At 47.6% G+C, this 20,851-nt stretch carries 19 protein-coding genes; 3 read left to right on the plus strand and 16 right to left on the minus strand.

Annotation, left to right across the window (positions count from 1 at the left end):
* Window positions 1-6: 6 nt before the first annotated feature.
* The 5 genes from CYJ37_RS17695 to CYJ37_RS17715 all read right to left on the minus strand — a co-directional run bounded on the left by CYJ37_RS17695 (window position 7) and on the right by CYJ37_RS17715 (window position 5,395).
* Window positions 7-1,020, minus strand: coding sequence for an ABC transporter ATP-binding protein (locus CYJ37_RS17695; RefSeq protein WP_009794088.1), 1,014 nt, complete (start codon window positions 1,018-1,020; stop codon window positions 7-9).
* Complete coding sequence (locus CYJ37_RS17700) at window positions 1,020-2,045, minus strand: ABC transporter ATP-binding protein (RefSeq protein ID WP_009794087.1); 1,026 nt, start codon at window positions 2,043-2,045, stop codon at window positions 1,020-1,022. The genes CYJ37_RS17695 and CYJ37_RS17700 overlap by 1 nt, the downstream gene beginning before the upstream one ends.
* A 165-nt stretch (window positions 2,046-2,210) precedes the next feature.
* Complete coding sequence (locus tag CYJ37_RS17705; protein WP_101551147.1) at window positions 2,211-2,987, minus strand: DUF2268 domain-containing protein; 777 nt, start codon at window positions 2,985-2,987, stop codon at window positions 2,211-2,213.
* A 146-nt stretch (window positions 2,988-3,133) separates the two neighbouring features.
* Window positions 3,134-4,375, minus strand: coding sequence for a beta-ketoacyl-ACP synthase II (gene fabF, locus CYJ37_RS17710; protein WP_009794085.1), 1,242 nt, complete (start codon window positions 4,373-4,375; stop codon window positions 3,134-3,136).
* An 81-nt stretch (window positions 4,376-4,456) separates the two neighbouring features.
* Window positions 4,457-5,395 (minus strand): beta-ketoacyl-ACP synthase III, encoded by a 939-nt coding sequence (locus CYJ37_RS17715; RefSeq protein WP_009794084.1) that lies wholly within the window; start codon window positions 5,393-5,395, stop codon window positions 4,457-4,459.
* Window positions 5,396-5,621: 226 nt separating this feature from the next.
* Here CYJ37_RS17715 and CYJ37_RS17720 point away from each other — a divergent pair, with 226 nt between their 5' ends.
* Window positions 5,622-5,972 carry a hypothetical protein gene (locus CYJ37_RS17720; protein ID WP_009794083.1) on the plus strand — a complete coding sequence of 117 codons (351 nt, stop codon included), beginning with the start codon at window positions 5,622-5,624 and terminating at the stop codon, window positions 5,970-5,972.
* Between the two features lie 77 nt (window positions 5,973-6,049).
* Here CYJ37_RS17720 and CYJ37_RS17725 read toward each other — a convergent pair whose 3' ends face one another.
* From CYJ37_RS17725 to CYJ37_RS17740, 4 genes are all read right to left on the minus strand, one after another.
* Window positions 6,050-6,241 (minus strand): ComZ family protein, encoded by a 192-nt coding sequence (locus CYJ37_RS17725; RefSeq protein ID WP_009794082.1) that lies wholly within the window; start codon window positions 6,239-6,241, stop codon window positions 6,050-6,052.
* Between the two features lie 21 nt (window positions 6,242-6,262).
* A complete protein-coding gene (locus tag CYJ37_RS17730) occupies window positions 6,263-7,225 on the minus strand; it encodes a BMP family ABC transporter substrate-binding protein (RefSeq protein WP_009794081.1) in 963 nt (320 codons plus the stop codon).
* Window positions 7,226-7,442: 217 nt separating this feature from the next.
* Window positions 7,443-8,249, minus strand: coding sequence for an NAD(P)-dependent oxidoreductase (locus CYJ37_RS17735; protein WP_009794079.1), 807 nt, complete (start codon window positions 8,247-8,249; stop codon window positions 7,443-7,445).
* Between the two features lie 209 nt (window positions 8,250-8,458).
* Window positions 8,459-9,196, minus strand: a complete 738-nt coding sequence (locus CYJ37_RS17740) for a hydrolase (RefSeq protein WP_022543605.1) — start codon at window positions 9,194-9,196, stop codon at window positions 8,459-8,461.
* Between the two features lie 192 nt (window positions 9,197-9,388).
* Between CYJ37_RS17740 and CYJ37_RS17745 the strand changes: the two genes are divergently transcribed.
* The gene (locus tag CYJ37_RS17745; protein ID WP_022543604.1) at window positions 9,389-9,580 is read left to right on the plus strand and encodes a YjzD family protein; all 192 of its coding nucleotides are present in this window, start codon (window positions 9,389-9,391) and stop codon (window positions 9,578-9,580) included.
* Between the two features lie 61 nt (window positions 9,581-9,641).
* On the opposite strand, the gene clpB is transcribed toward CYJ37_RS17745, so the two are convergent.
* Together clpB and CYJ37_RS17755 are read right to left on the minus strand one after the other, a co-directional pair.
* Window positions 9,642-12,242: an ATP-dependent chaperone ClpB gene (gene clpB / locus CYJ37_RS17750; protein WP_101550871.1), complete on the minus strand. Its 2,601-nt coding sequence runs from the start codon at window positions 12,240-12,242 to the stop codon at window positions 9,642-9,644.
* A 205-nt stretch (window positions 12,243-12,447) separates the two neighbouring features.
* Window positions 12,448-12,627: a YjzC family protein gene (locus CYJ37_RS17755; protein WP_009794074.1), complete on the minus strand. Its 180-nt coding sequence runs from the start codon at window positions 12,625-12,627 to the stop codon at window positions 12,448-12,450.
* Between the two features lie 157 nt (window positions 12,628-12,784).
* On the opposite strand from CYJ37_RS17755, the gene CYJ37_RS17760 reads away from it, so the two are divergent.
* Window positions 12,785-13,594 carry an undecaprenyl-diphosphate phosphatase gene (locus tag CYJ37_RS17760; protein WP_022543603.1) on the plus strand — a complete coding sequence of 270 codons (810 nt, stop codon included), beginning with the start codon at window positions 12,785-12,787 and terminating at the stop codon, window positions 13,592-13,594.
* Window positions 13,595-13,672: 78 nt separating this feature from the next.
* Here CYJ37_RS17760 and argF read toward each other — a convergent pair whose 3' ends face one another.
* The 5 genes from argF to argB all read right to left on the minus strand — a co-directional run bounded on the left by argF (window position 13,673) and on the right by argB (window position 20,844).
* Window positions 13,673-14,629 carry an ornithine carbamoyltransferase gene (argF, locus tag CYJ37_RS17765; RefSeq protein ID WP_101550873.1) on the minus strand — a complete coding sequence of 319 codons (957 nt, stop codon included), beginning with the start codon at window positions 14,627-14,629 and terminating at the stop codon, window positions 13,673-13,675.
* Window positions 14,626-17,739 (minus strand): carbamoyl phosphate synthase large subunit, encoded by a 3,114-nt coding sequence (locus tag CYJ37_RS17770; protein WP_101550875.1) that lies wholly within the window; start codon window positions 17,737-17,739, stop codon window positions 14,626-14,628. Before CYJ37_RS17770 ends, argF begins: the two co-directional genes overlap by 4 nt.
* Entirely contained in the window at window positions 17,732-18,811 is a 1,080-nt protein-coding gene (locus CYJ37_RS17775) for a carbamoyl phosphate synthase small subunit (protein WP_009794070.1), read from the minus strand. The genes CYJ37_RS17770 and CYJ37_RS17775 overlap by 8 nt, the downstream gene beginning before the upstream one ends.
* A gap of 108 nt (window positions 18,812-18,919) precedes the next feature.
* A complete protein-coding gene (locus CYJ37_RS17780; RefSeq protein ID WP_101550877.1) occupies window positions 18,920-20,077 on the minus strand; it encodes an acetylornithine transaminase in 1,158 nt (385 codons plus the stop codon).
* Complete coding sequence (argB, locus tag CYJ37_RS17785; protein ID WP_101550879.1) at window positions 20,074-20,844, minus strand: acetylglutamate kinase; 771 nt, start codon at window positions 20,842-20,844, stop codon at window positions 20,074-20,076. The genes CYJ37_RS17780 and argB overlap by 4 nt, the downstream gene beginning before the upstream one ends.
* Between the last annotated feature and the right edge of the window lie 7 nt (window positions 20,845-20,851).

Below are 20,851 nucleotides of genomic sequence, written 5' to 3' on the forward strand. Positions count from 1 at the left end.
CAAGCTTTAGTTATATAAGTGACATGCAACCCTATGTCCAGGCTTCACCTCCTTTAATTGAGGCTTGATCTTCGAGCACTCCGGCATTGCGTGTGCACAGCGCGGATGGAATGTGCAGCCGGAAGGCGGGTCGATCGGGCTTGGGACATCGCCTTCAAGGATGATCCGGTCTTTCTTTTTGCGCGGATCAGCCTCAGGGATAGCCGAGATCAGAGCCTGTGTATACGGGTGCAGCGGCTCTGCATATAAACTGGACTTATCTGCTACTTCAACAAGGCCGCCGAGGTACATGACGCCAATCCGGTCGCTCATATGCTTCACGACGCTAAGGTCGTGGGCAATGAAGAGGAAAGTAAGGTCAAACTCTTCCTGAAGCTCTTTCAAAAGGTTCAGCACCTGGGACTGGACTGATACATCCAGGGCGGAGACCGGTTCATCTGCGATGATGAGCTTAGGCTTCAGTGCCAGGGCCCGCGCGATTCCGATCCGCTGCCTCTGGCCGCCGGAGAATTCGTGCGGATATTTATAATAGGCATCTTCCGGAAGGCCTACCCTTGCCAGAAGTTCCATGACCTCAGGCTTCAGGTCCTTTTCTGAACGTTTTGTATAGTTGCGGATCGGCTCGGATATAAGATGGCCTACCATCATCATCGGGTTCAGGGAAGCATATGGATCCTGGAAGACCATCTGGAAATCCTTGCGAATCTTCCTGAGAGTTGTTCCGCGGAGATTTGTAATATCCTGGCCGTCGAAAATGATTTCCCCTTCAGTAGGCTCCAGAAGCCTCAGGATTGTCCTTCCTGTAGTGGACTTCCCGCAGCCGGACTCGCCGACAAGGCCGAGAGTCTCGCCTTTTTTGATTTCAAAAGATACATCGTCTACTGCTTTAACGGCAGCTACTGTTCTTCTCAGGATTCCGCCCTTGATAGGATAGTAGGTTTTCAGATTCTTGACTTCAAGCAGCGTTTCATTGGCGCTTTTGTCTTTTTTCAGTGCCGGGGATGTTGTTGCTGTCGTCATTATAATGTCACTCCTTCTTTCGGCCTGCTAGTTTCATAGAGCAGGCATGCTACCTCATGCCCATCTTCATTTTCAGCCAGCAGCGGGGTGACGGCAGTACATTCCGGCATTGCCTTTGGGCACCTGGCTGCAAACTTGCATCCCGTTTTAGGCATGTTTTTCAGTGATGGGACAATCCCCTTTATGGTGCTTAGCGATTCGACTTCTTCATCCATTTTCGGGATGGCGCCCATCAGCAGCTCTGTATATGGATGCTTCGGGTTATGGAAGAGTGTGTCGACATCTGTGCGCTCTACAATTCTTCCTGCGTACATGACAAAGACGTCATCGCACATTTCTGCCACTACCCCGAGATCATGCGTGATCAGGATGATGGACATATCATTTACTTCCTGTATTTCTTTCAGGAGCTCAAGGATCTGGGCTTGTACGGTTACATCCAGGGCAGTGGTCGGCTCATCTGCAATCAGAAGCTTCGGCTGGCAGGCAATCGCCATGGCGATCATAACCCTCTGCCTCATTCCTCCGGACAGCTGGTGAGGATACTCATCAACTATTTTTTCCGGACGGGAGATGCCAACGCTCTTCAGGAGTGCGATGCTTTTTTGCCTGGCTTCTTTTTTTGATAATTTCATATGGTTGAAGAGCACTTCCTGCAGCTGGAACCCTATTGAAAACACCGGGTTGAGCGAGGTCATCGGCTCTTGGAAGATCATTGCGATATCCTTGCCCCGTATTTTATTGATCTGGCGTTCACCCATGTCTTCGAGGTGAACCCCATCGAAGACGACCTCTCCTGATTTGATTTTGCCGATCCCCTTCGGAAGCAGCTTCATGACGGAAAGGCTCATGACCGATTTACCGCAGCCGGATTCCCCTACGATGCCTACTACCTGGCGCGGCTTGACTTTGAAAGACACATTATCGACTGCATTGTAGTATTTTCCATCGATAGAAAAAGCAGTCTCTAAATTATTCACCTCTAGCAAAGGTGCATCTGAATTGGAGTGTGATTTAAAGCTCATGGGACACCTCTTACCTTTTTGAATTGTCTGTTAATTCATTGTATTTGATTAAAATACTATTACAGATTTATTACAATTGCAAGATTTTTTTAAAATTTATTAACTTTCATTATTTCAGAAAAAACAGAAAGCCCTTAGTTTAGGGCTTTAAAGCGCTTTAATATACTAAAAAATTATAATTTGGTCTCCTAAAGTTTCGGGTTTTAAATTAAAAGAAACTTTTGTAGAAAAGTTATTCTTTTCGAAATATTGTTTCACAATCCAGTATCCTGCAGCATATCCGAGCAGGTCCGGGTATCTGCCTTTTCCGAAAAGGATCTGATCATGAACATGATCCTTTTTGGTTTTTTTCAAGTTTTCTTTAATATATTTCTCCCACCAGTTTCCAAGCTCTTTTTCCGTATAGCGGGTGCACCATGCTGCCACATATTCTTTGCCGCAATTCATTTCAACCGCATATTCCGCCATTCCTTCCAGCACCATGGAGTCCATAAGGGTGTAGTCCTGGAGTTTTTTCTTTTGCTCCCTGATCCGGCAGACGTGATGGTACTCATGGATAAAAAGGGATTCCAGCTCCTTATCATCCTGGGCATGTTCAAAGAAAAGAAACATCTTATCGGGAAATGAGACCCCTGATTTTACCGTTCCTGAACGCCTGGCCCTGCTCCCGCTCCTGTTCACCGGAAAGATATAAACAGGTATATCCGGCCCGTTCCACTTTTTCCGGTATTTCTTAAAAAGCCCGCCTGCTGATTTCCAAGTGCCTTGGCCGGCCAATTCTTCGTACACCCTGAAATTCACCCGATCCGGCCTGTACATCCCAAACCGTGTTAGATAACCATAAATAGGCTCCGGCTCCTTTTCCCCGAATTCATCCAGAAGCCGGCTGCAAATTTTCTCGGGCTCCCAGAAATCCTGTTCAAGCCATTTATCTGTTTCCATGATCCCCAATCGCCCTGCGCCTCCCTGTAAGATAATCTTTATATTCTATTGGCTGACGGCAGGAATGTTTCCCTGAAGACTTACAGAAATGCAAAAAGGCAGCACAGGCCGGAACCGGCGTGTGCTGCCTTTTTTGTTTCTATGTTTTATTCTGTATACTGTTTGAAAACGATGGTGGCATTATGGCCGCCAAAGCCCAGCGAGTTGCTCATTGCAGCCCTGATATCTTTCTTTCTGGATTCGTTTGGCACATAATCCAGGTCGCATTCCGGGTCAGGCGTTTCATAATTGATGGTTGGAGGGAGAATAGCATCCTTCATAGCGAGAAGCGTGAAGATTGCCTCTACCCCGCCTGCTGCCCCAAGAAGGTGGCCTGTCATTGACTTGGTTGAGCTGACGGCCAGTTTGTAGGCATGGTCCCCGAAAACTTCCTTGATGGCAAGCGTTTCAAATTTGTCGTTATAATCTGTGCTTGTGCCATGTGCATTGATATAGTCAATATCCTGCGGGGAGAGACCGGCATCATCAATCGCCATTTTCATCGCCCGTGCTCCGCCCTCTCCGGCAGGAGCTGGAGCCGTAATATGATAGGCATCGCCAGTAGAGCCATAACCCACGATTTCTGCATAAATTTTGGCGCCCCTTGCCTTTGCATGCTCAAGCTCTTCCAGAACAACAATCCCAGCGCCCTCGCCGATGACAAAGCCATCTCTATTTTTATCAAAAGGGCGGCTCGCGGTTTTAGGATCCGGATTAGTCGACAATGCGGTATTGGCACAGAAGCCGGCAACAGACATACGTGTGATCGGAGCTTCAGCCCCCCCTGTTACCATGGCGTCCGCGTCACCCCTCTGGATGACCTTGAAGGCATCTCCAATGGAATTGGTCCCTGTCGCACAGGCTGTGACCGTACAGGAATTAAAGCCTTTCGCCCCGAGGGTGATGGATACCTGCCCTGTCGCCATATCCGGGATCATCATAGGGACAAAGAACGGGCTTACCCTTCTGTATCCTCTGTTTAGGAAGGTTTCAAACTGATTTTCGAATGTTTCCATACCGCCGATCCCCGAACCGATCCAGACGCCAATCCTTGGCGCATTCTCATCATTGATCGTTAAATCGGCATCCTTTACCGCCATCAGCGCAGAAGCTACTGCATAATGAGTAAAGCGGTCCATTTTCCTTGCTTCTCTTTTATCAATGAACTCATGGGGGTCAAACCCTTTGATTTCAGCTGCAACCTTTGCAGGATACTCATCGCTGTTGAGCCTTGTCAGAGGCCCTACACCTGAATTTCCCTCTATTATATTCTTCCATGCAGTTTCTGCATCATTACCGACTGGAGTTACTGCTCCGATTCCTGTCACGACAACTCTTCTATTTTCCATTATTTACACATCTCCTTCTTTGCCAAGGATACTTTTTCTTCATACACTTCCGGCCGGCCCGGCTTTCAGGCTGGCATTCTGTTATCTGCCCCAGCGCATAGCAATGGCGCCCCATGTAAGTCCGCCCCCGAAACCGACCATGACAAGGAGATCTCCGTCCTTGATTTTTCCGGCTTCCAGTTCATCGACTATCGAGATCGGAATGGAGGCTGCTGATGTATTTCCATACTTATGGACAGTTTTGGACATTTTCTCTTCCGGCAGCTCAAGGCGCTGGCGTGCAGCTTCCATGATTCTTATGTTCGCCTGGTGAGGGATAAGGAAATCCACATCTTCCTTGGACAGCCCCGCTTTTTCCAGGACATTCAGGCTGCTTTCCCCCATTTGCCTGACGGCGAATTTGAAAACTTCCCGGCCGTTCATGTAAATGTGGTCATTCTCATTCTGATACAAGTGCTTTCCGCCAGTGCCGTCCGCCCCAAGCTCAAAGGACAGGATTCCCTTATCATCCGATACCGGTCCTATCACTGCAGCGCCTGCCCCGTCGCCGAAAAGAACCGCTGTGTTCCGGTCTTCCCAGTTGGTTATCTTTGACAGCTTTTCCACGCCTATGACAAGGATATGTTTATACGCACCGGTTTCAATGAACTGCTTTGCAGTTATCATACCATACATAAAACCTGCACACGCAGCACTGATATCCATAGCAGCAGCCTTGACAGCGCCAAGCCTCTCCTGCAGCATACATGCAACAGTCGGGAACGGCTGGTCCGGAGTTACTGTTGCCACCAGAATCATATCAAGGCTTTCTGCAGAGACCCCTGAATTTTTAAGGGCGGCAACCGCAGCATTATAGGCTAAGTCGGAAGTATCCATATCGTCACCCGCTATCCGCCTCTGTTCTATCCCTGTCCTTGTTCTGATCCACTCATCGTTTGTATCAACCATTTTTTCCAAATCAAAATTTGTCAGTATCTTTTCCGGAACGAACTTTCCGATTCCAAGTATGCCTGCATTCATGGAAACCCACTCCTTCTCACAATTTAAAAGCCAGCCGGCGAATCAGCCGTATTTATACTCATATTATTATCAATTATTATGACTTGGTACTAATTTTAGCAAAAATAATAAAGAAGAAGCAACCTTTTTACTCGAAAATTTCTCTTACGCCACGGCTTCTGCCCTATCACAGGAAATCCCGCGGCATACGTTATTATAAAGATATTCAGGGGAAGGGGAATGCACGATGGACACGGACAGCAGGGAAGAAAAGCAGCATTCGGAGCTGGACGGATTCTCCAGGTTCATGTTCGGCCCGAGGCAAAGGGTACAGGATGATATGGCAAATGAGGCTTCAGAGAGCAAAGGCCCATCAGTGAGACCAATGGGGGATTGGATACTAGGCGGCCCGGAGCGCAAGCCGGCAAACGGACGGGAAGATGCGCGGGAGCCTGGCCAGATTGAAAAGATTCTCGATGGTGTAGACCTTGGACAGCTGATGGACAATATTGATACTCTGATGACTTCAGCCGGACAGCTGAAGCCGCTTTTTAAAAAGGTGACACCTCTATTCCAGCAGCTCCTGAAAAAAGGATAAGAAGAGTTTTCCATTAATTTGAATAAAAAACAAGCTGCCTGATTATGGGCAGCTTGTTTTATGTATTGATATCCGTTTTATTCCCCGCTTTGGGCATCCTGCCTGCCTAGCTCGTATGCCTCATTCATAACTTTTGTGAAAAGTGTCATAAATGGCTGGATCATCTCGAGCGACAGCTCAATACCTGCCTTTTCCAGCTCCTGCTGGGCTTCAGGCATATATTTCATGGCTATTTGCATAAACTCCATCGTTTTATCATTGGATTGCATAAGGACATTCCCTCCTTTTCCTCAACTTTGGCCAGGCAATTTGCCTGTCTCTTTATACCTTTCAATAGATGAGTTTAGCTCATCCCGATAATTTGGGTCAACATCCGGGCTGTATTTTCCAAGCGAAATCACACCATCATCAAAATCAAATGACAGATTCCCCGATTTAAGCTCCCCATTATTCATCCTTTCAGCCACCAGCTCATAAAGTGCATCTACATGCTGGATCGTACTCGTAAGGACGGTCGATTCCCCGAGGTCTGACTGGTCGGATATATAGCCGATCGCATACAGACCCAGTTCTTTTACTTTTTCGATCACAGGCACATTAAAGCCGTCGCCGGCAGGGTAAATCACATCAGAATGATTCCTGGCCATGACATCCAGAAGCTCCAGGGCCCTCTGTTCATTATCCCATTCTCCGACATAGCGTATCTCCACCTCTGTATCTTCATTCTGGTAGATGGCTCCCTCATAAAAACCCTCGACCTCAGGCTGCCATTCAAAGGCTGCCATCACTCCAACTTTATTGGTTTCTGACATTTCTGCCGCAAGCATCCCTGCAAAATAACCCATAGCATACCCTTCAAAATTCAAGCTGGTGGTGTTCTCATTATTGGCATCGCCATTAAAGCTGACAAAATGGATGTCAGGGTATTCATCCGAAATTTCATTGAAATATAAGGCGTACTCGTTTCCGTGGCCAAAAATAAGGTTTACCCCCTTCTGGGCGTACTCCCTTACAGCACGCTCAACAACGGGAAGAGAGTTCATTCCTTCTTTATAGAATACATCCACATCGAATTTGGACTGGATTTTCAGCATCCCTTTATAGCCTTTCGTGCCCCAGACCTGGTCATTGATCGTATCGGGCACCAGCAGCCCTGCTTTCTTCAGCTCTCCGCGGGGAGAAGCTTGTCCGCATGACGACAGCACCAGAAGGAGCAGCAGAATCGGGCTTATGAATTTCACAAAACGGAGCATGTATATCTGACCGCCTTTCCAAGTGCACTGATAAAGGCTCTCTAAATGGTGCCGCTGGCCATTAGAACAGGCCAGCAAAAAGGCAGTAGTGCAGCTTCAGTATTTAAGGACGGCACCGGCTGTTCCGGCACCGGATGAAAGAGTCATAAGACCCATAATTTCCTCGTCTTTTTTCATTTTACCCTTAATTCAGCGGAATGAAAATATTTTTCCTCCATTAGAAAACTTTGGGGCTGCCCGGCCCGCTTAGCCGGCTGGAAGAATCCGCGCTTCTTTTCACATATTCCTGCTGCTTATCCAGTACAATATGATAAGGTATTTGTTCTTTGATGATTTTCCTGTCTGCTTCAGGAGCAATTGCGGGACTGCAATCGGCGGGCTCCTTCATGCCAAGATGCTTGGCACATTTTCCCCAGCGGCCTTTTTCACCGCTCCATAACAAAAGAGACCCGGTTTCTTCTGTTGCGGCTGCTTCAATAATTCCTTCAGCGGCTTCCGCTGCATGTATTGCATCCCCTTTATGTTCAAGCATGGTGTTATCCTTATTTTCCAGCCCCTCGATTGCCCTCTGAAAAGCAAAAGCAGAAGGCTGCCATAGCCCGAACAGGGTAGGAAGATATATTTTCAGGGCTCCAGAATGGCAGTTCCCCTCGTTCCCGGCTTCATAATACTGGACGGGCATCAGGATAACAGGCTTGGAGCGTGTTTCTTCTATTGATGCCTCTAAATGTCCAAACATCCCTTCCCATAAGGAAAGCTCCGTTTCTTCCCTGAAATAAAAGTCATAAAGCGAAAGGAAGATGAGATGAGGTTCCTCAATGGAGCCATTTGCCTTCCAGTCTGCTTCGCTGAACACAGTAAAATTGGCATTGCGTCCAACCAGCAATTCTTTATCTGCTGTATACCTGTCATCCCCCCTGGAGCCTGGAACAATCCCTGTCACTTCAAGCCCGCGGTCCAGCAGCTTCATCGCCAAATGGAAACCCAAAAATTCGTATGCGCCTACAACAATTGCCCGATTCATTGCACTTCCTCCCTGATACACCTACTTTTAGTATCCTATGCCGGGGAACTGGAAATATTTCTCCTTGGCTTGTAATCTCAAAGGGGATTGGCGCTGCTGCCAGACTGAAACCGAAGTTAAAAAATTGCTTTCTCTTATCATGAAGGCTTTGTTAAACAAGGTACACTCACACAGCATCATGTAAAAAAAGCCTATTGGATAATAGGCTCCTATAAAATCTTCTCATATGATTTTAAAAATTTGGCCATCTGGCTGCCAAGCTGCTGCTTTTTATCTGGGAGCATATAGCAGATTGATATGGGCGCTTTCTCATCCTTCCACTTGACAGAAAGTTCATTCAGCAGGCTTGACTGTTTATATGCCCTGCCTCCTGACAGTACATGGATGATTTTCACCGGGATCGGCGTGCGGTCCATTATTTCCTCTGCCGGCATGCTACGTTCTGCCAGAGCCCGGGGCGAGTCAGACTCATGTGATATGGCAAGCTCCTTAAGAAGCTTTTTATAAAAGAATTTATGTTCCTTTTCCTGCTCCAGATGGTCCTTGAGTGAAAGGACAGGGTTCAGGAGGATGACAGAGCGGATCTTCCCTTCCATTTCCTTCATAAGCTTCAAGGCAGCCAGCGCTCCCATTCCTTCTGCGATAATGTGGATTTTTTCATTGATGATTTCTGTCCTCAGGACATGCTCATATAAATTCCTCGCCATTTCTACCGCTTTATCGCTGCCCCAATTCCTCCCGTACAGATTGGAATAGAACACTGTATATCCTGCTCTTCTCAGCAGGCGGAGAATCGCTGCCTTTCCTTCATTCTGCGTCCAGAAGCTGCTCTTTTCGTCAACGAAATGCCTCTCATCCCCAATGATCATGATACCGAAACCTTTTGGCCGCTCAGGATAGTGGATCATATTCCATTCGGTATCGAGTTTGAAGTTTCGGTGTTCCATTATAAAAACTCCTTTTACATATGTGATCATAATTAATGTATGAAAAGCATGGATAAATGCAAGGGAATATGCCTACCATCAGTGAAAAAGAGGAAACAGCCCCCGGCCCGCGGACAGTCATGGCTAAAAGGCGTTTATTATTTTTTCAGGTTGTGGTAATATGATATAAGATTACATAATGAGGTGAAAACAGTGAAATACTTTTGGACTCTTTTCTGGACTTTCCTGCTTGTAGAAATGCTGACATATGTAGTCAGTTCCATGATTGGCTCAACATTTGATTTTGTAACCGGTGCCATCCTCGCTGCAGGTGCCACTATCCTTATTCTTGTTCTGTCCGCCATTATCCCTGAGGAATCTGCAGGCAAACAAGGCTTGCATTAATCAGCCGCCAAAACCAGGTCATCCTGCATGAAGCAGGATGACTTTTTTTGGCTGCGGCCCTTCAGGACTTCCTTAAAGCATTAAGTCTGATGCCCCCATCTTCAATTCCTATTTCGACAGAGCTGTTATCCCGGATCCTTCCGGAAATGATTTCCTTTGCAAGCCTGGTATCGATATTCCTTTGGATGAATCGTTTAAGCGGGCGCGCCCCATACACCGGATCAAATCCATTTTGTGCAATATATTCTTTTGCTTCATCCTTTATACTTATTTTAATATGCTGGTCTTCAAGCCTCCTCTGAAGGTCCAGCATCAGCTTGCCGACAATCCCTTTAATGTCTCCCAGCGACAGGGGCTTGAACAGGATCATTTCATCGACTCTGTTAAGAAATTCAGGACGGAACCGGCTTCGTAATTCGGTCATGACCCTATCCCTTGTCTCCTCCGGGATTTCTTCGCCTGCCTGTTCGAGCAGATAAGCAGAGCCGATATTGGAAGTCATAATAATGACTGTATTCTTGAAATCAACCGTCCGGCCCTGAGAGTCCGTTACCCGTCCATCATCCAGCATCTGCAGGAGAACATTGAAAACTTCAGGGTGGGCCTTTTCAATTTCATCAAGAAGAATGACTGAGTACGGCTTTCTCCTTACTGCTTCTGTAAGCTGTCCGCCTTCCTCATATCCTACATACCCGGGAGGTGCGCCGATTAGTCTTGAAACCGCATGTTTTTCCATATATTCGGACATATCGATCCGGATCAGCTGTTCTTCATTGTCAAAAAGGGAGTGAGCGAGTGCCTTGGCCAGCTCAGTCTTTCCTACTCCGGTTGGCCCCAGAAAGATAAAAGAGCCGATCGGCCGGTTCGGGTCCTGGATGCCGGCTCTTGCCCGGAGAACGGCATCAGCTACAAGGCTGACCGCTTCCTCCTGGCCGATGACGCGCTGATGGAGAGTATCCTCAAGCTTGAGGAGCTTTTCCCTTTCACCCTCTACAAGCTTTGTGACAGGGATTCCGGTCCATCTCGCCACAATGCCGGCAATTTCATCTTCTGTTACCTCTTCGCGGAGGAGACGCTCTCCCTGCCTTTCCCCTTCCTCGGATTCCAGCTTCTTCAGCTCTTTCTCGAGAGCAGGGATAGATCCGTGCCGCAATTCCGCCGCTTTGTTGAGATCATAATTATTCTCAGCCTCCTGAAGATCCAGGCGGTATTTCTCCAATTGCTCTCTTTTTTCCCGAACCTTTTGGATAGCTTCTTTTTCAAGCTCCCATTTCGTTTTCATGGAGTATGCCTTTTCTTTCAGTCCTGCCAGTTCTTTCTGGAGGGCTTCAAGGCGTTCGCGGCTGCTGTCATCACTTTCTTTTTCGAGAGCCGCTTCTTCTATTTCAAGCTGCATGACGCGGCGTGACACTTCGTCAAGCTCAGCAGGCATAGAATCGATTTCTGTCCGGATCATGGCGCATGCCTCATCAACAAGGTCAATCGCTTTGTCCGGCAGGAAGCGGTCTGTGATATATCTGTCAGAAAGAGCTGCTGCAGCGACCAGGGCACGGTCATGTATGTTGACGCCATGGTGGATTTCAAATCTCTCCTTAAGCCCCCGCAGGATGGAGATGGAATCCTCTACATCCGGTTCGCTTACCAGCACCTGCTGGAACCTGCGCTCAAGCGCCGGATCTTTTTCAATATATTTTCTATGCTCGTTAAGTGTAGTGGCACCAATGCAGTGCAGTTCTCCTCGTGCAAGCATCGGCTTCAGCATATTCCCTGCATCCATTGCCCCTTCGGTCTTCCCCGCCCCTACAATCGTGTGGAGTTCATCAATGAAGAGGAGAATCCTGCCCTCACTTTTTTTCACTTCATTCAATACCGCTTTCAGCCTTTCTTCAAACTCGCCCCTGAATTTGGCCCCTGCAACAAGGGAACTCATATCGAGTGAGAATATCGTTTTATCCTTCAGCCCCTCCGGCACATCCCTGCGCACAATCCGCTGGGCCAGACCTTCTACAATGGCTGTTTTGCCAACGCCCGGCTCGCCGATAAGAACGGGATTATTTTTCGTCTTCCTGGAAAGGATGCGGATAACATTCCTGATTTCACTGTCTCTGCCGATTACAGGATCCACTTTTCCTGCCTTTACTTCCGCAACAAGATCTCTGCCATATTTCTTCAACGCTTCATAAGAAGCTTCCGGGTTTTGCGAGGTCACTTTTTGATTCCCCCTGATAGCCATAATGGCCGTATTTAATTCTTCAAAGCCAGCACCAATACCGGCCAGGAGCTTGCCAGCCTGGGTTTTTCCGCGCACAGCAGCAAGCATCAGATGCTCTGCTGAAAGATAAAGATCTTCAAGCTCCTGCATCATTTTCTCCGCCTCAGCGAGAAGCCTCTGCAGGGCGGCAGTTATATACAGTTTACCTTGTTCTGCTCCTCCGCCTGATACCTGGGGTTTTCTTTCCAGGCTATCCTCAAGACCGCTGCTGAAGCTTTTAGCAGAAGCCCCGGCTCTCTCAAGGATCGTGCTGACAAGGCTGTCTTCCTGTTCCATGAGGCTCAGGAACAGATGGGCTTCGTCTACTTCCTGATGCTGCATGATCGCTGCCTTTGACTGGGCATTCAAGAACCCCTGCTGCATCCTTTCCGTCATTTTGTTAAGATCCATTAAAAAACCTCCTTTGACCTTTATTGACCTTTATTTATATTATAGACTTTTGTACATGTATGTAAAGAATTTAGATGCCCTCTTATCTATTGCCTTTTCACTCTCGTTAAAAACAAGCTTTTACAGGTTATGCACCAGCAAAGCATACGGCCGGGCAGTTTTGGGAACATATGAAAAAAAACGAGGGGAATGATCCCCCCGCTTCTTAAGGCTTTCGCTGGTATGTCCAGATCCGGTTATGATTGGAAGCTTCCGGAAATGTGTCTCCCGCTTTCATTTTCAGCTGCTTCGGGTTATTGACATTGCTCCCGGTTTCACCGATTTCGATATAGATCCCGTTATTGGGAGCCTTCTGGCCCGGACGGAATTGGCGGTTCTGCCCCATCGTGCAACTCCTCCTTATAGTCAAAATCATTATTATTATATCCATCCACAACCGTGTTAAAGGAAGAAACAATTCCCACGCCCTGATATCGCTTTACACGTCCGGCTGGTTATAGTTAAATGAATAAGGATAAAAAAGAAAATTGGAGGATAAACAATTGGATTTTTTCACTTTAGTCAAGTATCTGCTTTTAGGATTATTCCAGGGATTCACTGAGCCTATCCCCATCTCCTCCAGCGGACATTTGGAAATTGCCGAGCACTTTATGGATTTAAAAATAGAAGGCATGAGCTTTGCCCTGCTTGTTAACGCTGCTTCTTTGATTGCGGTTCTCATTATATACAGGGAAGATATCATCAGGCTTGCCAAAAACGGCCTTGTGTACATAACAACAAAGGATAAAAGGGCAGAAGCTGATTTTCGCTTTATCATTTATCTGATCATCGGCACCATTCCTGCCGGCGTAATCGGCATCCTGTTTGAGGATTACATCGATGAGCATCTCGCCAATATTAAAACCGTGGGAATCACCCTGGTAGTAACTGGTCTTGCTTTGTGGCTGATCCGCAATATGAAAGGAAGGAAGAATGATGCAGGGCTAACGGTCAAGGATGCGGTCATTGTCGGCCTTGCTCAGGCAGTTGCACTCATTCCCGGCATCAGCCGGTCCGGGGCGACCATCGTAGCTTCCATGGGCCTTGGCATGAAGCAGGAAACTGCGCTTAGATTTTCTTTCTTGCTGTATATTCCAGTCAGTGCCGGAGGAATGATCCTTGGCCTTAAGGACCTGCTCGGCGACCCAAACTTAGGATCACTGGCCCTCCCCTACGCCATTGCCTTCATCGCTTCTTTGGTGGCATCCTATTTTTCACTGAAGTGGTTCATGAATATCATGGCTAAAGGGAACCTTATTTATTTTGCCATCTACTGCTTCATTGTTGGGCCAATCGTCTATTTTCTATCATAAGTCAAACTGACTGCCCTAAAAAATGATACCTTTGCCACAAAAAAAACCCAGAGTCCGCGGTCTCTGGGTTTTAAGTATTTATAAGAGCTCTGAGAGCAGCGCCTTCTGGGCGTGGAGACGGTTCCCCGCCTGCTGGAATACAGCAGAATGGCTGCCATCGATTATATCTGCAGCAACTTCCTCACCTCTGTGCGCCGGGAGACAATGGAGGAAGGTATAATCTTGTTTTGCAGCTGCTGCAAGCTGGGCATTTACCTGGTAAGACTTGAATATCTCAAGACGCTCGGCATTTTCCTGTTCCTGGCCCATGCTGGTCCAAACATCAGTATAAAGGATGTCAGCACCTGCAGCTGCTTCAATGGCACTATTCACTACTTCAATTTCCGCGCCGGTTTCTTTGCCAAACTGCTTTGCCAGCGCCAGCACCTTTTCCTGGGGTTCATATCCTGGCGGTGCTGCAATTGTCAGATTCATGCCTACCTTGGCTGCTGCAATCATCAGGGAGTGGGCTACATTATTCCCATCACCTGCATAAACAACCTTTAATCCTTCAAGCCTTCCTTTCACTTCATAGATGGTCAGCAAGTCGGCCAGCGCCTGGCAGGGATGGTAAAGATCCGTCAGCCCGTTGATAACCGGAATATCTGCATGCAGTGCAAGCTCCTCAACCATCCCATGGGAAAAGGTCCTGATCATAATCGCATCAACATACTGGGAAAGAACTTTTGCTGTATCTGCAACGGTTTCCCCTCGCCCAATCTGCAGATCATTGCTGTTCAGATAAAGGGCACTCCCTCCGAGCTGGATCATACCAGCCTCAAAAGACACCCTCGTTCTTGTTGATGGCTTTTCAAAAATCATTCCCAATATCTTTCCATTCAAAGACTTGGAATCCTTGCCCAGCAGGGAGGCATTCTTCATCTTCCTGGCCTTCTGGACAAGACCCAGAATTGTATTTTTAGAGAAATCAGCCAGGGTCAAGAAATCCTTCCCCTGGATATCGAGGCTTTTATCAGCTGCTTGTGCGGTTATCATACATGTGTCACATCCTTAATGATTTGATTATGCCATTCCTGAAGAGGGCATACTTCCCATTCTTTGACCTGGAGAGATTCCAGGAAGGCATTGAGCGTTTCCGGCTGTGTAAAGACAGGGAGGCGGTTCTTGACAGCAAATTCTCTCAGCACAAAATCTTCCTGTGCTTCTCCCCTGCTGAAGACAGCAAGGATGTTTGCATCCATATCCCGGTCTCCACCTGCCGTCTGAAGAGTTATTCCTAAAAGGTCCAATGTCTCTTCAAGACCTTCCATACGATCTGTTTCGCCTCTTCCCGTCATGATGACAGCTGCTGCTGCATGCTTTATTTCTTTATGAAATGCTTTTTTCACAGCTTCATTCAATGAAGTGGCCAAAGCAATTCCTTCTCCTGTCGACCTCATTTCCGGTGATGTTTTTGGATCAAGCCCTTTAAGGGCATAATTTGAAAATACCGGATATTTCACACAGACAAACGGCAGATTATCGTACACCGGCCCTTCTGATTCGGGCAGTTTATATTTCCCAAGCAATATTTTTGTCGCAATTTGTACAAGAGGGACATTTGCCACCTTGCTGACAACCGGCACAGTCCTGCTAGCCCTCGGGTTTACTTCAAGCAGGTATACTTCCTCTCCGTCAACAATATACTGGATGTTCATCAAACCTTTATAGGCCAGATCCTTAACAATTTTTTTCCCATACTCGAACATTTTTTTCTTAGCTGTCCCGGAAACGGACTGTGCCGGCAGTACGGAGAGGCTGTCCCCGGAATGGACCCCTGTTTTTTCGATATGTTCCATGATGACCGGGACAAGGATGTTGTCTCCATCAGCTGCAAGATCCAGCTCTGCTTCAGCAGCATGCAAAAATTGATCACAAAGCACAGGGTAGGTGATTTCCTGCTTTTCCAAGAAGCTCGACAGCTCGCTGCTGCTCCTGATTATGTGCATTCCTTTTCCGCCGATGACAAAAGAAGGCCTGATCAGGACTGGGTAGCCGATTCTTTCTGCTGCTTCTCTCAGCTCTGTGTCCCCTGCAGCAGTCTCTCCCTTGATCCTCGGAATCTCCAGCCTATCGAGGAGGCGGTAGAAAAGGTCGCGGTCTTCGAGGTCATCAATGACTGCCGAACGCGTCCCAAGCAGGTTGAGCCCTGCCTTTTCCAGCTTATCGGCCAGGTTAAGCGCAGTCTGTCCCCCCAGCTGGACGATGACATCTTTAATGCCTTCTGAATCGGCAACATTAAGGACTGCCTCCGGTGTCAGCGGTTCAAAATAAAGGCGGTCGGCTGTTGCAAAGTCTGTGCTGACCGTTTCAGGGTTATTATTGATCATCACTGTTTCAATGCCTTCTGCCTTCAGGGCAAATACCCCGTGTACAGAGCAATAATCGAACTCGATTCCCTGCCCGATGCGGATAGGTCCGCTTCCGATGATCAGCACCTTTTTGTTTTCGCTTGGCAGCTGCTCGTTTTCCCCATAATAGCTTGAATAATAATAATTGGACTGTGCTTCAAATTCAGCTGCACAGGTATCCACCATTTTGTATGAAGGCAGTATTCCCAATTGCTTTCTCTTCTTCCTGACTGACAGAGCATCTTCCTTCCATATGGATGCAAGATACTCATCGCTGAATCCTTTTTCCTTGAACACCTGCATCTGTTCTTTACAAACCGTTTCAAGAGAACAGGATGCAATTTCCTTTTCAAGGCTGGCAAGGCCGGCAAAGCATTGAAGATAAAAGAGATCGATTTTTGTAAGCTCATGGATGGAATGGATATGATGCCCTCTGCGCAGGAGCTCCATTACGATAAAGAACCTTTCATCAGTCTGGCCCTTCATCCTGGTGATGAGGCTATCATCTGTCAAGCCGCCCAGCCCGTAGTTTTTCAAATCCAGATTGCCGCCTTCAAGCGACTGTACTGCTTTTAGCAGCGCCCTTTCGATATTGCGGTCAATCCCCATCACTTCCCCCGTTGCCTTCATTTGAGTGCCAAGCCTGCGGTCCGCTTCTGAGAACTTATCGAATGGCCATCTCGGGAATTTTACGACCACATAATCAAGGGCTGGTTCAAAGCTTGCATACGTATCGCCAGTAACCGGGTTGAGCAGCTCGGACAGGCTGTACCCGACAGCCAGTTTGGCAGCCATCCTTGCAATTGGGTATCCTGTCGCTTTTGAAGCAAGCGCAGACGATCTGCTGACCCTCGGGTTCACTTCTATCAAATAATATTTCTTGCTTTCGGGATCCAGGGCAAATTGAATATTGCATCCTCCGATGATTCCGAGTGCGGAGATGATCTTGATAGACGCAGAGCGCAGCATCTGATATTCTTCATCAGTCAGCGTCTGGGAAGGTGCGATAACAATCGAATCCCCGGTATGGACGCCTACTGGGTCGATGTTTTCCATATTGCAGATGGTGATGCATGTATTATCTTTGTCGCGCATCACTTCATACTCAATCTCTTTATAGCCTGCAATGCTTTTTTCCACAAGGCATTGGGAAATCGGGCTTTCGAGGAGCCCTCCCTCGACGAGAAGCATGAATTCTTCCATCGAATGTGCGATCCCGCCGCCTGAGCCGCCGAGCGTATAGGCAGGGCGGACAATAATCGGGAAGCCAGAAGCTTCGGCAAACCGCTTTGCTTCCTTTGCTTCCCTGACAATTTCACTGTCCGGTACAGGTTCATCCAGTTCTTTCATCAGCTGACGGAATTCCTCCCTGTCCTCGCCCTTTTTTATGCTGGCAATCGGGCTGCCGAGCATTTTGACTTTATATTTTTCCAGCACTCCTGTTTCGCTCAGTGCCATTGCCAGATTCAGGCCTGTCTGGCCCCCCAGCGAAGCCAGCAGGCCATCCGGGCGTTCTTTCATGATAATTTTTTCAAGTGAATCAACGGTGAGCGGCTCAAAATAAATCGTGTCCGCATAACTGTGGTCTGTCATGATTGTCGCAGGGTTATTATTGACGAGTATGACTTTATAGCCTTCCTCTTTCAGTGCCATGCAGGCCTGTGTCCCTGCATAGTCAAACTCTGCGGCCTGGCCGATGACAATCGGGCCAGATCCTATTACTAGTATTGAAGTGATCGTCTGGTCTTTAGGCATAAGCTGTAACTCTCCCATGTGCTGCATTGATTATTTCAATAAACTCATCAAATATATATTCTGCATCCTGCGGCCCGGGATGGGCTTCCGGATGGAATTGGACTGTACTGAGCGGAAGTGATTGATGAACAAGACCTTCAACTGACCGGTCATGGAGATTATGAAATCTTGTCTTCAAGCCGGTTCCCTTCAGGCTTTTCTCATCCACAACATAACTATGGTTCTGGGATGACATCATGACTCTTCCTGTGCGGGAATCCGCTATTGGATGGTTGGCCCCCCGATGGCCAAATGCCAGCTTCTTAGTGTCTGCACCAAGTGCCAAAGCTGCAAGCTGATGGCCCAGGCAGATTCCCAGGACTGGAAAGCTGAATATCAGCTTCTTGATTTCAGGCAGCATATCTTTCAGCTGCTTTGGATCACCAGGTCCATTTGAAAGCAGGATTGCATCCGGCTGCAGACCATTGATTTCCTCAAAGCTGGTGTTAAAAGGTACGGTTGTGATGCGGCATCCGCGTTTAAGCAGTGATTCAGCAATCGATTTCTTATTTCCATAATCGATCAGGACGATATGGATGCTTCCGGCACCGGCAGGAGTATGCACGGTTTGCGAGACAGCTCTTACTTTTAAGGAGCTTTTTTCATGTGAACAGCAGGTTTTTTCTTTTTGAAGCGACATAACAGCCGGCATTGTGCCTGCATTTCTGATTTTTTTTACGACTGCTCTTGTATCGATATGTCCCAGGAGCGGTATTCCCCATTTCTTCAAATACGCTTTAAGGCTGTATTTAGACTGGTAATGATGCGCACCTTCCGGGGTTCCATAGATAATGACCCCTGCAGCATGCGGCTTTCTGCTCTCAAAATCAGTTTCATTTACTCCGTAGTTTCCTATTTGCGGATAGGTGAACACAATAATCTGGTCTTTGTAGGACGGGTCCGTCAAAACCTCCTGATAGCCGGTCATGCCGGTGAAAAAGACAATTTCCCCCTCTGTATGCTCCGGCGGGGACTCAGAAATCCACTCACCTTCATATGTTTCTCCGCTGTTTAAATGTAAGTAGCCCTTCATTGTGCAAACACCTCTGCTAACGCATAAATATTATTTTTTATTAATTTTTATACATAACCTTCAAAATAAAACAGCTTTTTCAGCTGTATGATATATTTCTTGCTTCTCTTATGAATGGACTGATGCAGTAGTCCGCAGTGTATCTGCAATAATGCCTGCAGCTTGCTCTATCTGTTCCAATGTGCATGTTAAAGGAGGAAGAAGCCTGATGACATGTGTTCCAGCCGGTAGGGCGATCAGACCTTTTTCTCTCAGCATCTGAAGAACAGGCTGAGCTTCAACCAAGAGTTCGATCCCTGCCATCATTCCGAGGATGCGGATATCCTTCACTCCCGGAATATCTGAGAGCGTCTCCTGCAAAACATTCTTGAAGCTGCCGCTCAGTTCTTTGAGGCTTGACTTGAATCCTTCATCCATGACGGCCTCCAGAGTCGCGGAAGCTGCAGCTATCGCTATCGGGTTCCCGCCGAAAGTAGATCCGTGGCTCCCCGCGCCAAATGACTCTGCCAGATGTTCTTTTCCAAGCATGGCGCCTATCGGCAATCCGCTGCCCAGCCCTTTTGCCGATGTTATCATATCAGGCTGAATATCAAAGTGCATATACGCAAATGGCTTAGCCGTCCTGCCAATCCCTGTCTGGATCTCATCGATGATCAGGAGGATGCCCTTTTCTTTGCAAAATGCAGCAAGCTCCCTTACAAACACTTTATCTGCAATATGGATGCCGCCCTCTCCCTGCACCATTTCAAGCATGACTGCCGCTGTTTCTTCGTCTGCTGACTTTTTCACTGCATCTATATCATTGAAAGGAACATACACAAATGTTTCAAGCATCGGCCCATAGCCGTGTTTGATCTTCTCCTGGCCAGTAGCTGACATGGCCGCAAATGTCCTGCCATGGAAGGAGTTGAGAAAGGTAATGATTTTCGTTTTCCCGGTTGCCTTCCGGGCCAGTTTGATGGCCGCTTCATTTGCCTCGGCCCCGCTGTTGGCAAAATACGCCCTGTCCATCCCGGCATATTCACATAAAAGTGAGGCTGCTTTCTCCTGGCCTGATTGTTCAAAAAGATTGGAAACATGCCAGAAGTTTCCCAGCTGTTCCTTGACAGCTGCTTCTACCGCCACTGGACGATGCCCAAGATTGCAGACGCCGATACCTGACGTGAAATCGAGATATTCTTTTCCGGCCTTGTCGATGATGGTGCATCCGCTTGCTTCTGCTGGTTCGATATCCCAGCGCTGGTATACAGGAAAAAGATTGCTCATGCCATTGTCCTCTCTTTGCAATTAATTTGTGTTCCGCCCCATGCACCGCCTGTATAAAACGGCTTTACCCCTGAAATGATCCGGACGCTTTTCACTCCCTGCCGGATTGCAGCCAGGGCCGATTCCACCTTCGGGATCATCCCGCCTGAGATGGTTCCATCCTGTATATATGCTGAAGCCTTTTCATCATCCAGCCTATCTATTAAAGCCCCTTCTGCCTTGATGCCTTCTACATCAGTCACAAACAGGCATTGCTCTGCATTCAGGGCCAGGGCCACGGCAGCCGCTGCGTAATCTGCATTGACATTGAGCTTCTGGCCTTCCTTTGTTTTAGCTAATGGTGTGAGAACTGGAAGATACCCGTTTTGCAGGAGAAGCTGCAGCACTTCAGCCGAAACATGATCAATCCTGCCGACAAAGCCCAGGTTTTCCTTATCAACATATTCTGCTTGGAGGATACCGTCCGGACCATTTATTCCAAGAGCATTGAACCCATTCTGCTGAAGCAGATCGGCCAATTTCCTGTTGGATTGGCCGGCAAGGACCATTTCAGCTGTTTCAAGGGTTCTTTCATCCGTTTTTCTCAGCCCCTGTACAAATTGGGACTCTATTCCTTTAAGCCTCAGCATATCATTGATCTCAGGACCGCCTCCATGAACAAAGATCATCTGATAACCCTGGATATTCAGTTTCTTAAGGCTGTCAAAAAAATCGCTTGTCAGCTTTTCTAAGATACTGCCTCCGCATTTAATGACAATTAGACTCATCCGTGCC

It is taken from the genome of Bacillus sp. UMB0728 (assembly GCF_002858875.1).
GTDB lineage: Bacteria > Bacillota > Bacilli > Bacillales > Cytobacillaceae > Bacillus_AB > Bacillus_AB infantis.